At 67.1% G+C, this 15,451-nt stretch carries 3 protein-coding genes; all 3 read right to left on the bottom strand.

Translation table 11 applies throughout. From position 1 onward, the window contains the following. Positions 1 to 376 precede the first annotated feature (376 nt). The 3 genes from RTH46_RS22740 to RTH46_RS22730 all read right to left on the bottom strand — a co-directional run bounded on the left by RTH46_RS22740 (position 377) and on the right by RTH46_RS22730 (position 15,311). A complete protein-coding gene (locus RTH46_RS22740) occupies positions 377 to 628 on the bottom strand; it encodes a DUF3077 domain-containing protein (protein ID WP_316906694.1) in 252 nt (83 codons plus the stop codon). Further along, on the bottom strand, positions 625 to 870 hold the full coding sequence (locus tag RTH46_RS22735) for a hypothetical protein (protein ID WP_153789267.1): 246 nt from the start codon (positions 868 to 870) through the stop codon (positions 625 to 627). Before RTH46_RS22735 ends, RTH46_RS22740 begins: the two co-directional genes overlap by 4 nt. A gap of 461 nt (positions 871 to 1,331) precedes the next feature. After that, entirely contained in the window at positions 1,332 to 15,311 is a 13,980-nt protein-coding gene (locus tag RTH46_RS22730) for an autotransporter-associated beta strand repeat-containing protein (protein ID WP_316906693.1), read from the bottom strand. Positions 15,312 to 15,451 lie beyond the last annotated feature (140 nt).

Below are 15,451 nucleotides of genomic sequence, written 5' to 3'. Positions count from 1 at the left end.
CAGGCCCTGCCCCTTGCCGAGAATCACGATGCGATAGGTCATGGGCGGTCACCTGCGGCGATGCCCTTGATAGGGTTGCGGGTCATGCGGCCTTTCCTTTGTACGCAGAAAACGCCGAACGCTAGCAGCTTGATGACGCCTCCGACGGCACCGGAAGCGGATCAAGAAACCTCCTACAACAACATCAGAACACTCACTCGAACATGCCTTGTTCTGGAGAACAGTCCTCCGCAACAGTGGGTTGTTATGTATTAGAAGGTCACGCCCACCTGGCATCCCATTCACAAGCCCAGTGCAACGGCAGCAGCGCCACCACGATACAGCGTCACGACCTTGGCACATCGAGACTGCCCGGCAGTCTCGATAAGTGATGGGTTTACTTGCCTTGGCTCATCCCCGACTCCATGTCATCGATCAGCCCCTTGGCCAACCCGCTCAGGATCCGCGCTGCACTGCCGGCCTGGAGATCACCCTCCATTTCAGCTTCTGTAGTCAGGTGCCTGATGCAGCCAAGCAGCGCGGACAACTCGCCGAAGGCATGTTCGAACGGGATGCCCGGCTTGATGCAGAACAGGTCCAGGCAGGTGGTGCTGCCCTCGGTCGGGCCGTAGAGGCTTTTATCGCTCATGGGGCGGCCCTCTTGGATTTGGCGTGGTTGATCAGGGCGATCACCAGTTGCGTGAGGACCGAGGCGTTGTCCAGCAGGATGTCCGAATGCAGCTCGGGAGGGCAATCGGCGTAGGCGTGGACGGTATCGACGAGGGTTTCCATCAACGTGGCGGCATGGGCCATGGCCTGCTCGGCGGTGAGGTCGTTGATGATGCTGATGAACGGAATCGGATACGGTGGATCGGGGACGATCTTTTTCATAGTTGTCACTCTCTGAAAGTAGTTTTCATGAGCAACCACCGACATCCTTCTCACAGACAAGGGTGGCAGCCGTACGCGAGGTGAGAAGACCGTGTTCAGAGCACCACGGCCAGACCGAAGTCTGCACGCGCACGGCTGCCATGACAGGCGGCCTGCTACTGAAAACACCACGGGCTTCTCACACCCGGTCGCCAAATGTGACGACCCAGCGACGTTACCCCCGAGGTATTTCCCAGCCAATGCAGAGCCTTCCGACAGGCGCGTAGGATAGGTCCCAAGCGCTGGCCGATTGAAGTATTTGGTTTCAGATTCGGAAATGTCGTACACAGTCCAGACTGATCGCGGGGCAAGCCCGCTCCCACGTTCCTGAGCTGGCTCCATGGGTTGGACATCAACCCAAACCTTGGAGGTAACTCAGGAACGTGGGAGCGGGCTTGCCCCGCGATGGTTCAGCACCCCACTCAGAACCCCATGCTGAAACTCACCGTCACCCCATGGTCACGCGCATCGTTCGACAGCTGCCCGGAATACCCGATGCCCAGCTTGCCACTCTCGCCCACCGCCAGATCCAGCCCGGCCTCGACCACCGCCGCGTCCTTGGCAATCGGCACGCCCGAGGTACTGAAGCCTGCCCCGCCGTCGATAAAGCGCAGGTCGGCATCAGGCTCGGTGTCGCCGAAGGCATGCCGCCAGCCCACCGACACACGCGGGGTGATGGCGGTGCCATTGGCCAGCTCGATACGCTTGCCGGCACGCACGCCCAGGGTCGAATAGGTCACGTCCTGATCGACGCTGCCCTCCAACCGCCCTGCCCCGCCCTTCTCATGGGCGGTATCGCTGTCGTAGTTGACGTAGGCCAGCCCGGCGAACGGCTCCAGGGCAATGCCGCCGGCGTCGATGGCGTAGCCCACTTCGCCGAACACCTGGGCGCTGCGAGCCTTGTACTTGGCCTTGAGGCGGTCGTTGTAGGCGCCCACCTCGACGTCACGCTTGGTGTCGATGTCGTGCCAGCTGTAGGCCACGCCCAGGCGGGCGGCGAAGGCGTCCAGTTGGTAACCCAGGTAGGTGCTCAGGTGGTAGCTGTCGACCGAAGCATCCGAACGGCGCTGGTGCGCATCGATGCTGGAGTTGGTGTAGCCGGCGGCAACACCGACCTTCCACTGCTCGTCCAGCGCCCGGTCGACGCCGAGCATGAAGCCCTGCAGCTCGCGATCGACACTGGCGTGGTTGCTGCTGCCATCAAAGTCGCCCCAACCGCCAAGGGCGCGGATCCAGCCGACGGCCTGCCCCTGGCAACCTTCGCTGGTGAGCTGCTGGTTGGCGGTGGGTGCCAGGGTGCGGCGTGGGTCGTCCTGGCGGGTGCAGTCGGCCTGGCGCAGGCGGTCGTTGACCGCTTCACGCACGTAGCGCGAGTCCTCGATCAGCACGCTGGCGGTGCTGGCGTGGATCTCGCCAGACAGGCTGTCGTACGCCGCCCGGGCCTGCGCCGCACTCATCGGCAGGATATTGCCGATCAACTCGGCCGGCGCGCCTGGGGCGCTGAGGGCGGTGCCCACGCCGCGCTGGTTGCCGGTGTACGCGACCCCGGCAAAGCCGGTTCCGTTACGGCTCAGCGACAGGGTCACCTGGTTGGCGCCATAGGCCACGGCGCTGTTGAGGAACGCCGAGTTGCTCAGATTGGTGCCGGCGAAGGTACCGGTAATCCCGCCCGCGGCAGTGACCACGTTGTACTGGCCACTGCCACTGAAGCCGGCCAGGTTGACCACCTGCAGGCTGCCGCCGAGGTTGGCGGTGCCGCCGACGTCGAGGTAGCTGGTGGGGTTGCCGCTGACATCGACGAGCAGGCTGCCGCTGGCGGCGTTGGTGAAGTTGCCGGTGACGGTGAGTTCACCGCCCTTGCCTGGCATCACCGTGCCCTGGTTGACCAGGCTGGCCACCGTGCCGGTACCGGTCAGCGCAGCGCCATTGGCCACGGTGACCTGCGCCGCGAGGTTGGCACCGGGGTTGGCGGCATTGCCCACTTCCAACACACCCTGGTTGACGTTGAAGGCGCCGCTGAAGGCCTGGTTGCCGGTCAACAGCAAGGTGCCTGCGCCGGTCTTGGTGGTGGTGCCGGTGCCGGTCAGGCTGCCATTGAAGGTGCCATTGGCGCCCTGGGCGAACACCAGGCTGGCGTTGTTGAGGATGTTGCCCTGCAGGCTGGTGGTATCGCCCATCAGGGTACCGCCGCTGACCGTGGTGCCGCCGCTGTAGGTGTTGGCGCCGGCCAGTACCAGGGTGCCCGAGTCGAGCTTCTCGATACCGCCGGTACCTACCAGCGGCGCGCTGATCAGCGCCGTGGCGCCGGCATCGACACGCACCGCCGCAAGGGCACCGCCGCTGCCGTTGGTGGCGGTCAGGCTGCCATTGTTGCCGGCCACCACTTGATAGCCATTGGTGAGGAACTGCATGCCGGTAAAGGCCTGGTTGCCGGCCACGGTCACGGTGCCGGCCTGGCCACCGAACACGGCGAACTGCGCGCCCCAATTATCGCTGGTGGTGCCGGTGGAGTTGGTCCAGTTGGTGGCCGAGTCCCAGGTACCGCTGCCGCCACCGATGCTGCCGTTGGGGGTGGTCTGGCTGCCGTTCCAGAACTGCAGCGATCCGGCGGCGCCCTGCACCACCAGGTTGAGCTGGTTGGCGATGGCGGTCTGCAGGCTCAGGTCGCCCAGGACCACGCTGCCGGGGATGGCGCCGAACACCAGGCCGTTGTCGGTCAGCGTGCCGCCATAGCTGAACAGGCGGTACACCCCTGGGCCGAAGCCACCGGCATCGGTGATGTTGAGGGTGCCGTCGACGGTCAGGTTGCCGGCCACCTGCACCACCGTGGTGGCGGCATTCGGCGCGCCGAGGCTGAAGTCCAGCGCGCTGCCCGAGGCCAGGCTCAGGCTGCCCACCGACAACGGCGTGCTGCCAGGGCCTGCGGCGAGGGTGGCGCCGTTCTGGATCTGCACCGCACCGGCCAGGGTGCCGCTGCCGCTCAGGCTGGCGCCGGTGGCGACCGTGACCGTGGCGCTGTCGAGGCGGCCGTTGACCACCAGGCGCCCGGCGTTGACGTTGGTGGCGCCGGTGAGGCCGTTGTTGCCGGTGAGCAGCAGCTCGCCGGTGCCGGCCTTGGTCAGGGTGCCGGTGCCGGTGAGGTTGCCGGTGTAGCTGCCGTTGGCGTTCTGCTCGAAGGTCAGTGCGGCATTGTTGACGATGGCGCCCTTGAGGCTGTCGCTGTCGCCCACCACGCTGCCGGCGTTGATAAGGGTGCCGCCGGTATAGCTGTTGCTGCCACTGAGGGTGAGCTGTGCGTTGCCGTTCTTGACCAGGCCGCCCGCACCACTGAGGTTGCCGGCCAGTTCCAGGGCGTTGCTGCCGCCAATGGCCAGGGCGCCGTTGAGCACGGCATTGTTGGCCAGGGTGACGGCGGTGTTGCTGTCCAGCGTGGTGCCGGCAGCCGCAGTCAGCACGCCGCTGCCCAGGGCGCTGTTGTTGCCCACTACCAGGGTGCCGCCGTTGAGCGCGGTGCCGCCGCTGTAGCCGTTGGCGGCGTTGAGCACCAGGGTGCCGGTGTCGTACTTGGCGATGCTGCCGGTGCCATTGAGGGCAACGTTGAGGGTGGCCGTGGCGCCGTTATCGACCCGCAGGTTGGTGGTGCCGGTGGTGAGCAGCTCGCCGGCGGCGCCGCCATTGAGCACATAGCCGTCAGTGACGAACTGCATGCCGCCGATGCTCTGGGCGCCGTTCACAGTGACGGTGCCAGCGCTGCCCTGGAACACCGCGAAGGTATCGTTCCAGGGGGTGTTGAGCACGCCGTTGGCGTCGGTCCAGTTGGTGTTGGTGGCATCCCAGGTGCCGCTGCCACCGTCGATCACGCCGTTGGGTACGGATTGGCTGCCATCCCAGAACAACAGGTTGCTGGCCCCGCCGACCACCAGGTTGACCTGGTTGGCGATGGCGGTTTGCACGGTCAGGTCGCTGGCGGGTACCGGTGTGCTGCCGATGGCCAGGCCGTTGTAGACCAGGCTGCCGCCATAGGCGAACAAGCGGTACACCCCGGCGCCGAAGCCACCGATGTCGGTGATGTTGAGCGTGCCGCCGAGGGTCAGGTTGTTGGCCACGTTGACCAGCGGGGTACTGCCGACCGGCGCACCGAGGGCGGCATTGAAGTTGGCGCCGCTACCGAGCATCAGGTTGCCGACGTTCAGGGTGCTGCCACTGGCGGCGCTGAGGGTACCGCCGTTAGCCACCCCCACCGTTCCGCCAAGGCTGCCGCTGCCGCCCAGGGTAGCGCCGCTGGCAACGGTGACCGAGTTGCTGGCCAGGCTGCCGTTGACCACCAGGCCACCGGCCTGGACGTTGGTGGTGCCGCTGTGGCTGTTGCTGCCACTGAGGGTCAGGGTATCGCTGCCCAGCTTGTTCAGGGTGCCGGTACCGCTGATGTCACCGGCGAACAGGCCGCCCTGCACGCCCAGGCTGTTGCCTGCGGCAATCTGGATGGCGCCGCTGCCGCCGATATCGCCCAGGGTGGTATTGCCGTCCAGGTTGAGAGTGGCGCCGCTGCTGACATTGAGCTCGCTCTGGGTGCCCAGGGCCGTGGTGCCGATGGTGCTGAGGCTGCCGGCGAGCAGGTTGATGATGCCACTGAAGGTGTTGTTGCCCGACAGGGTCAGGTCGGCCAGGCCGCTCTTGTTGAGCGTGCCGTTGCCGCTGAGCACCCCGGCCAGTTGCAGGTCGTTGCTGCCCAGCACGTTCAGCGTGCCGCTGACGGCCACCGGGTTGCCCAGGGTGACCGCGCTGCTGCTGTCGAGGTTGGCGTTGCCGGTGACGCTCAGGCCACCACTGCCGAGCGCTGCGTTGTTGCCGACCACCAGGGTGCCCGCCTGCAGCTCGGTACCCCCGCTGTAGGTATTGGCGCCAGCGAGCGTCAACACCGAGGTACCGCTCTTGACCAGTTGCCCGGCACCCGCCAGGGTGCCGCCGAGGGTCAGGTCGTTGCTGCCCAGCACGTTGAACAGGCCGGCCAGGTTGACGTTGTTGGCCAGCGTCACGGCCTGGCTGCTCTGCAGGCTGGTTCCGGCAGCCGCATTGAGCGCGCCGCTGCCCAGCGCCGTGTTGGAACCGACGATCAACGTACCGGCGTTGAGCGCAGTGCTGCCGCTGTAGCTGTTGTTGCCGGCCAGCAGCAGGCTGGCGCTACCGGCCTTGACCAGGCCGCCGGTGCCGCTGATGTCGCCATTGAGCGCCAGGTCGTTGCTGCCGGCGATGTTCAACGGCCCGGCCAGGCTGATGGCGTTGCTCAGCGCCACGGTCTTGTTGCTGTCCAGGGTGGTGCCTGCCGTGGTGCTCAGCACGCCGCTGCCCAGGGCAGTGTTGCTGCCGACGATCAGCGTGCCACCGCTGAGGCTGGTGCCGCCGCTGTAGCTGTTGCTGCCATTGAGCACCAGGGTGCCGGTGTCGAGCTTGTTCAGCTTGCCGCTGCCGGCCAGGGTCACGTCGAGGGTCGCGATGGCACCCGGGTCGACGCGCACGCTGGTGTCGCCGCTGCTGCCGTTGACCAGGTTCAGCACGCCGCCGGCACCGCCCAGCAGGCGGTAGCCGTTGCTGACGAACTGCATGCCATTGATGGCTTGCGGGCCAACCACGGTGACATCGCCGGCGGTGCCCTGGAACACCGCGAAGCTGCCGTTCCAGGCGCTGTTGGTGGTGCCGTTGAGGTCGGTCCAGTTGCTGCTGCCGGCGTTCCAGGTGCCGGTGCCGCCGTTGACCTGGCCGTTGCCGGTGGTGTCGCTGCCGTCCCAGAACAGGATGTTCTGGCCACTGGCACTGACCAGCAGGTTGACCTGGTTGGCCAGGCTGGTCTGCAGGCTCAGGTCGCCGAGGCCGAAGCCAAAGGGCAGGTTGCCGAAGTCCAGGCCGTTGTCGGTGAGTGAGCCGGTGTAGTCGAAGATCCGGTACACGCCGTTGCCGAAACCGCCGATGTTGCTGACGTTGAGCGTGCCGTCGAGGGTCAGGTTGCCGCCGACGTTGAACAGTGCGGTACCACCGGTGGCGGGCGAGCCGAGGCCGGCATCGACGATCGAGCCGCTGTTGAGCACGAGGGAGCCGAGCCCCAGGGTGCTGCCGCTTTGCCCGGCCAGGTGGCCGCCGTTGCTGATGACCACCGTGGCGTTGGCGGTGCCGCTGCCGGTGAGGGTGGCGCCATTGCCGACGGTCAGCAGGTTGCTGCCCAGGGTGCCATCGATCTTCAGGGTGCCGGCATTGACCTGGGTGTTGTCGGCGAGGTTGCCGGTGCCGGTCAGGGTCAGGGTGCCGGTGCCGACCTTGGTCAGGCCACCGAGGCCGTTGAGGCCGCCGGCGAAGGTGCTGCTGAGGTTGTTGCTGCCCAGGCTCAGCACGCTGCCGATACCGATATCGACCTGGCCGCTGCCGGTCAGGCTGCCGAGGCTGGCGTTGCCATTGAGGTTGAGCTGGCCGCTGGCGCCGACGTTGAGGGTATCGACGTTGGCCAGCACGCCGCTGCCAAGGGTGGTGATGGAGCCGGCCTGGATATCGACGTCGCCGGTGAAGGTCTTGACGCCGACCAGGGTGAGGTCATCGACACCGGTCTTGATCAGGTTGCCGCTGCCGCCAAGGTCGCCGCTCAGGATCAGCGCATTGGCGGCTTCGACGGTCAGGTTGGCGCCGTTGCTCAGGGCGATGGTGTTGCCCAGGGCCATGGGCGCGCCGTTGGCCAGGGTGGCGTCGGCGGTGACCGACAGGGTGCCGGTGCCCAAGGCGCCGCTGCTGCCCACGGTCAGGCGACCGGCATTGAGCTGGAGGCCGCCCTGGAAGCCATTGTTGCCGTTGAGGGTCAGGTTGCCGTTGCCGTTCTTGGTCAGCCCGGCGGTGCCGTTGATCACGCCGTTGAGGGTCAGGTCGTTGGCGCCAGCGACGGTCAGCCCGGCGTTGAGGGTGACGTTGTTGGCCAGGGTGACGTTGCTGCCGGCGCTCAGGGTCGAGGCCCCGGCGACGGTCAGGGCGCCCTGCCCCAGCGCGTTGTCATTGCCGACCACCAGCTGGCCGGCGTTCAGGGTGGTGCCACCCAGGTAGTTGTTGGCGCCATTGAGGGTCAGGGTGGCGGCGCCCGACTTGTTCAAGCCGCCGACGCCATCGACCACGCCGTTGAGGGTGAGATCTGCGCTGCCCGGCACATTGAGCACGCCGCCCAGGTGCACGGCGTTGGCCAGGGTGACGCCAGCGCCGCTGGCATCAAGGCTGGTATTGGCGCCAGTGCTCAGGGCACCGGTGCCCAGGGCGGTGTTGCTGCCGACCACCAGGGTGCCGGCATTGAGCGTGGTACCGCCGCTGTAGGTGTTGTTGCCGTTGAGCGTCAGGCTGGCGGCGCCGTTCTTGATCAGGCTGTTGGTGCCACTGACCACACCGTTGAGGGTCAGCGCCTGGCTGCCGCCGAGGGTGAGGTTGCCCCCGGCCAGGTTGATCGCGTTGGCCAGCGCCAGCGCCAGGCTGGTGTCGAGGCCGGCGGCGCCGTTGACGGTCAGCGCACCACTGCCCAGGGCGCCGGCATTGCCCAGCAGCAGGCTGCCGGCCTGCAGGCTGGTGCCGCCGCTATAGGTGTTGTTGCCGTTGAGAATCAACTGACCGCTGCCGAGCTTGCTCAAGGCACCGGTGCCGCTGATCACGCCATCGAGGGTCAGCGCCTGGGTGTTGTTGACACCGAGCGTGGTGCCGGCGCCAAGGCCGATGGCGTTGGCCACTTGCAGCACACCGATGCTGGCCAGGGTGCTGTTGCCGGTCACCGACAGGTTGCCCTGGCCAAGGGAGGTGTTGTTGCCCAGGGTCAGCGTGCCGCCGCCAAGGGTGGTGGTGCCCTGGTAGGTGTTGGCGGCGCCGAGGGTGAGGTTGCCGCTGCCGGTTTTGCTCAGGCCTCCGGCGCCGCTGATCACGCCGTTAAGCGCCAGGTTGTTGTTGCCGGTCAGGCTCAGGTTGCCGTTGAGCAACACCTGGTTGGCCACGGTCAGCGCGCCGAGGGTAGCCAGGTTGGCAGCGCCGCCAACGGTGAGGGTACCGGTGCCCAGCGCCTGGTTGTTGCCCAGAGTCAGGGTGCCGGCATTGAGGGTCACGCCACCGGTCAGGGTGTTGGCGCCGCTGAGGGTCAGGTTGCTGGCGCCGTTCTTGGTCAGGCTGCCGGCACCGGTAACCAGGCCGCCCAGGCCCAGGTCGTTGCTGCCGGTAATGGTCAGGTTGCCCCCGAGGTTGACGGTGTTGCCGATGTTCAGCGCGGTGTTGCTGTCCAGCGTGGTGCCGGCGGCCGCGTTGAGCTGGCCGAGGCCAAGCGCGCTGGCGCTGCCGAGCACCAGGGTGCCGGCATTGAGATTGGTGTTGCCCAGGTTGCCGTTGGTACCGTTCAAGGTCAGGGTGCCGCTGCCGGTCTTGGTCAGACCGCCGACGCCGTTGATATTGCCGCCCAGCGTCAGGTTCTGGGCTCCGGCAATGGTCAGGTTGCCGGCCAGGTTGAGCTGATTGGCCAAGGTCACGTTGGCATTGCTGCTCAAGGTGGTACCACCCAAGGCATTCAGTGCGCCGGTGCCCAGCGCGGTGTTGCTGCCCACCACCAGGGTGCCGCCGTTGAGGTTGGTGTTGCCTTGGTAACTGTTGCTGGCGTTGAGGGTGAGCACGCCGCTGCCGGACTTGATCAGTCCACCGGTGCCGCTCACGGCGCCGTTGAGGGTGAGGTTGCTGGTGCCCGGTAGGTTGAGGTTGGCGTTCAGCGCGACGCTGTTGGCCAGGCTGAAGTCGCCCGTGCTGGTCAGGCTGGAAGCCCCGCTGATCGTAAGGCCGCCGGTGCCCAGCGCCTGGGCGTTAGCCAAGGTCAGAGTGCCTGCGCCAAGGGTGGTGCCACCGCTGTAAGTGTTGGCGTTGCCCAAAGTGAGATTGGCGCCGCCGGTTTTGATCAGGCTGCCATTGCCAGAGACGATGCCGGCCAGGCCAAGGTCGGCACTGCCGGCCACGGTCAGCGCGCCGTTCAGGGTGAAGGCGTTGCCGAGGGTGACGGCAGTGTTGCTGTCCAGGCTGGTGCCTGCCGCGGTGCTGACCGCACCCGTGCCCAGGGCGGTGTTGCTGCCGACCACCAGCGACCCGCCGTTGAGCAGAGTGCCGCCGGTGTAGCTGTTGGCGCCATTGAGTACCAGGGTGCCGCTGTCCAGTTTGGCCAGCTGGCCGCTGCCGGACAGGCCGATGTTGAGGGTCGCGGTCATCCCCGGATCGACCCGCACGCTGAACGCGCCATTGCTGCCGTTGACCAGATTCAGGCCGCCAGCGCCGATCAGGCGATAACCATTGGTGACGAACTGCAGGCCGGTGGCGGTCTGGGTGCCGACCACGGTGACGTCGCCCGCAGTGCCCTGGAACACGGCGAAGTCGGCGGCCCAGCTGCCGTTGAGCACCCCGTTGACGTCGGTCCAGTTGGTGTTGCTGCCATTCCAGGTGCCGCTGCCGCCATCGATCACACCGTTGGGCACGCTCTGGCCACCATCCCAGAACTGCACGGTGCTGGAGCCGCCGCCGACCAGCAGGTTGACCTGGCTGCCGATGCTGGTTTGTACCTGCAGGTCACCGGGCAGCACGCTGCCGGGGATCGCACCGAACACCACGCCGTTGTCCACCAACGCCCCGGTGTAGTCGAACAGGCGATAGATACCCACGCCGAAGCCACCGAGGTCGCTGACATTGAGGGTGCCGTCGAGGGTCAGGTTGCCATTGACGTTGACCAGCGCGGTGCCGCCGGTCGAGGGCCCGGCCAGGCCGAAATCGAGGATCGAGCCGCTGTGCAAGGTGAGCGCGCCGGTATTCAGGGTGGCGCCGCTGTTGGCCAGCAGGTGCGCGCCATTGGCGATGTCCACGGCGCCCAGCAGGCTGCCGGTGCCGCCAAGACTGGCACCGCTGTTGATCTGCGTGTTGGCGCTGGCCAGCGTACCGCTGACGTTGAGCAGGCCGCCATTCACCGTGGTGTTGCCGGCCAGTACGTTGGCGCCTGACAGCTCCAGGCTGCCGCTGCCGTTCTTCACCAGCCCACCCGCGCCAGCCAGCACGCCGCTGAACACGTTGTTGAGGTTGTTGCCGCCCACGCTCAGGTTGCCGCCACCGGCCACGTTCACCGTGCCCGCGCCGCTCAGGCCGCCGACGGCGGCACTGTTGCCGAGGTTGAGGCTGGCACCGGCGCCGACATTGAGCGATGAAGCATTGCCCAGGGCACCCGCACCGACCGTGGTGAGGCTGCCGCCGATCAGGTCGATGGCGCCGCTGAAGGTGTTGTTGCCGGTCAGCGTGAGGTCGGCCAGGCCGTTCTTGATCAGGCCGCCCGTGCCGCTGATCACCCCGTCCAGGGTGAGGTTGTTGCTGCCGCCCAGGGTCAGGTTGGCGCCCAGGCCGATGTTATTGGCGAGGTTGAGCACGGCGCTGTTGTCGAGGCTGGCGGCGCCGGTCACGGACAAAGCGCCACTGCCCAGGGCACTCCCATTGCCGATGACCAAGCCACCGGCATTGAGGGTGGTGCCGCCGGTGTAGCTGTTGACGCCATTGAGGGTCAGGGTGGCAGCGCCGTTCTTGATCAGCTGCCCTGCCCCGCTGAGCACACCGCCAAGGGTCAGCGCATTGCTGCCGCCCAGGGTAAGGTTGGCATCGAGCGCGACGTTGTTGCCCAGGCTGATGGCGCTGCTGTTATCCAGGCTCGCCGCGCCGCCCACGGTCAGGGTACCGGTGCCGATCGCGCTGCCGTTGCCCAGCACCAGGCCGCCGGCGTTGAGCAGGGTGCCACCGGCATAGCTGTTGAGCCCGCCGAGGGTGAGCGTAGAGCTGCCGTTCTTGATCAGGCGGCCGGTGCCGTCGATCACGCCATTGAGGTTGAGGTTGTTGCTGCCGGCCAGGGTAAGGTCGGCGTCAAGGGTGATGGCGTTGCCGACACTGAGCGCGGCGCTGGTGTCCAGGCTGCCGTTGCCGGCCACGGTCAGTTTGCCTACGCCCAAGGCGGCGCCGTTGCCCAGCACCAGGCCACCGGCGTTGAGGGTGGTGCCGCCCAGGTAGGCATTGGGGCCGGACAGGGTCAGGGTCGCGCTGCCGTTCTTGATCAGGCTGCCGGCACCGCTGATCAGGCCGCCAAGGCCGAGGTTGGCGCCACCGCCGATGGTCAGGGCGCCGGCCAGGTTGACGGTATTGGCGAGGGTGACCGCGCTGCTGGCATCCAGGCTGGTGCCGGCGGCGGCGTTGAGCGTGCCGGTGCCCAGCGCGGTGTTGCTGCCGACCACGATGCGCCCGGCGTTGAGGTTGGTGGCGCCAAAGTAGGTGTTGGCGCCGCTGAGGGTCAGGGTGGTGCTGCCGTTCTTGGTCAGGCCACCGACACCGGCGATCACGCCGCCGAGGGTCAGGTCGTTGCTGCCGGCAAGGTTGAGGTTGCCCGCCAGGTTCAGGGCATTGCCCAGGTTCAGGCCGGCGACCGAGGTATCCAGGGTGGTGTTGGCGGCCGCATTCAACGCACCAGTGCCGAGCGCCGTCGCGCTGCCTAGTACCAGGGTGCCGGCGTTGAGGGCCGTAGTGCCGCTCTGGGTGTTGTTGCCGCTGAGGGTCAGGGTGCCGGCACCGTTCTTGATCAGCCCGGCGCTGCCGCTGAGGTTGCCGGCCAGGGTGAGGTTGTTGGCACCGGCGAGGGTCAGGTTGGCGCCGAGGACGACCCCGTTGTTCAGGGTCATGGCGGTGCTATTGGCCAGAGTCGATGCACCGCCGACAGTCAACGCACCGGTGCCCAGGGCCGCCGCGCTGTCCAGGGTCAGCGTACCGGCGTTGAGGGTCAGGCCGCCGCTGAAGGTGTTGGCACCGGCCAGGGTCAGGTTGCTGCCGCCGTTCTTGATCAATGCACCGGTGCCGCTGATCACGCCGCCCAGGGTGGTGGCGCTGGTGCCGAGCAGGCTCAGGGTGTTGGCGCCAAGGTTGATGGCGTTACCGAGGTTGACCGCCACGCCGGCATCGAGGCTGGCGTTGCCCCCCAGGCTGAGCGCACCGGTACCCAGGGCGTTGTTGTTGCCGACGGTCAGCACACCGGCATTGAGGGTGGTGCCGCCGCTGAAGGTGTTGTTGCCGTTGAGGGTCAGCCCGGCGCTGCCGCTCTTCACCAGCGCGCCGGTGCCGCTGATCACCCCGCCCAGGGTGGTGGCGCTGGTACCCAGCAGGCTGAGGGTGTTGGCACCGAGGTTGACGGCATTGCCCAGGATGACGGCGGTGCTGGCATCGAGGCTGGCATTGCCGCCCAGGGTCAGCGCGCCACCGCCCAGGGCATTGTTGTGGCCGACGGTAAGCTTGCCAGTGTTTAGCGTCAGGCCGCCGCTGAAGGTGTTGTTGCCGTTCAGGGCCAGGTCGCCGGCACCGTTCTTGACCAGCGCGCCAGTGCCGCTGATCACGCCACCCAGGGTGGTGGCGCTGGTACCCAGCAGGTTGAGGGTATTGGCGCCCAGGTTGATCGCATTGCCCAGGCTGACTGCGGTGCTGGCATCGAGGCTGGCGTTGCCGGTCAAGGACAGGGCACCGGTGCCCAGCGCGGCGCTGTTGCCGACGGTGAGCTTGCCGGCGGCCAGGCTGGTACCGCCGCTGTAGGTGTTGACGCCGTTGAGGGTGAGGTCGGCGACGCCGTTCTTGATCAGGCTGCCGGTGCCGCCGATCACGCCGTTGAGGGTGAGTGCGTTGCTGCCCGTCAAGGTCAGGGCACTGCTGCCCAGGTTGATTGCGTTGCCCAGGGTCATGGCCGCCGTGGTATCCAGGGTGCCATTGCCGGTCAGGCTCAGGGCACCCGTACCAAGCGCTGCGCTGTTACCGAGGGTGAGCGTGCCGCCCGCCAGGGTGGTACCGCCGCTGAAGGTGTTGCTGCCGTTGAGGGTCAGGTTGCCGCTGCCGCTCTTGACCAGCGAACCGTTGCCACTGAGCACACCGCCCAGGGTCAGGGCGTTGCTGCCAGGCAGGCTGAGGGCCGCGTTGAGTGCCACGGCGTTGTTCAGCACCAGCGGCACGCTGCCTTGCAGGCTGCCGGCGCCGCTGACGGTAAGCCCGCCAGAGCCCAGCGCCGCGGCGCTGGTCAGGTTGAGGCCGCCGGCAGTCAAGGTGGTGCCGCCGCTGTAAGTGTTGGTGCCGCCGAGGGTGAGCAGGCCGGTGCCGGTCTTGGTCAGCCCGCCAACACCGCTGACCACTCCGTTGAGGGCCATGTCGGTGGTGCCGCCGACGTTCAGGCCGGCGTTCAGGGTCAGCGCATTGCTCAGACTCAGCCCGCCGATGGTGCCTGCCAGGCCGCCGCCGTTGACGGTAATGGCGCCGGCGCCGAAAGCGTTGGAGTTATCGAAGTTGACCAGGCCGCCGTTGAGGGTGGTCAGGGTGGTGCCGTTGAGCACCTGACCGAGCAGGCTCCAGGTGCCGCTGTCGACGATCAGGCGGCTGAAGTTGATGTAGTTGCTGGCGTTGATCGTGCCGCTGCCACCGGTGCCGCTGCCGCCGCCGATGGCGTTTTGCAGGGCCAGGGTGTTGGTGCCGCCGGCACCGCCGTCGATCTTGCCCGCCGCCGCGAAGGCGAGGTTTGGATTGCTGGTGACCAGCAGGGCCACGCCGACACCCAGCCCGGCACCGACACTGGAACCGGTGATGGCGTTGAAACGGTTGGTGCTGTTGGCACCCATCGCCAGGCTGCCGGTGATGGTGCCGGCGTTGGTGAAGGTGTTGCCTGCCGCAGAGGCTTCGAAGGCTGCACGGCCGAGGATGGTGCCGGTGTTGGTGAAGTTCACCGTGCTGCCGCCGGTCACGGCGATCACCGGGGTGTCTTCGCTCACCAGGGTAAGGCTGGCCAGCGCCGAGGAGCCGATGCTGCCGGCGTTGCTGATGGTGGTGGTGCCAGATGCACCATTGCGCACATCCAGCGCCATGCCCGTGAGGTTCAGCAGGTTCGCGCCGAGCAAGGCACCGGTGCCCTTGATCACGCCCGTGGCGTTGTTGTTGATGTTGAGGGTGCTGCCGGTGCCGGTGTTGCCGATCAGCACGGCAGTGGATTGGATGCTCAGCAACCCCAGCAAGGTCGGGTCGATGGTGCCGGAGTTGTTCAGGGTGTTGTTGTTGCCCGCCAGCGACAGCGAGGTACCGCCAACCCCCAGCAGCGTGCCCAGGCCGGCGCCCGGGTTGACGTTGACCGTAAGGCCACTGCCGCCGTTGCTATAGCTCGGCGCCAGTGGGTTGGCCGCGCCGTTGCAGGTGATGATGGACCCTGCCGCACTACAGACGGCCAGCGCCTGTTCACTGTTGAGGGAAACGGCCATGCCCCCGACAACCAGGCTGACGGCCAGGGACAATTGCGAGAGACGGGCAGGCAAACGGGCGGCAACACTTCTGTCCACGGAGAGCTCCTTCGTGGATCAGGTCATTCAGTCCTTGAATACGTGTATCGCGGTGCTGCAGCAGCGCGACGCACGCCGGCCGAAACGCCTGACCCTGGCTACAAGTTCCTTTGTGGAAATGTGTAGCCGCTCAAGCACGG

It is taken from the genome of Pseudomonas sp. zfem004 (genome assembly GCF_032621715.1).
GTDB classification, from domain to species: domain Bacteria; phylum Pseudomonadota; class Gammaproteobacteria; order Pseudomonadales; family Pseudomonadaceae; genus Aquipseudomonas; species Aquipseudomonas sichuanensis.
This window is presented reverse-complemented; position numbering and strand designations above follow the sequence as displayed.

Excerpts from the sequence above, each read along its gene's own strand:
- RTH46_RS22740 (WP_316906694.1), bottom strand. The coding sequence starts at position 628 with ATGAGCGATAAAAGCCTCTACGGCCCGACCGAGGGCAGCACCACCTGC.
- RTH46_RS22735 (WP_153789267.1), bottom strand. The coding sequence starts at position 870 with ATGAAAAAGATCGTCCCCGATCCACCGTATCCGATTCCGTTCATCAGC.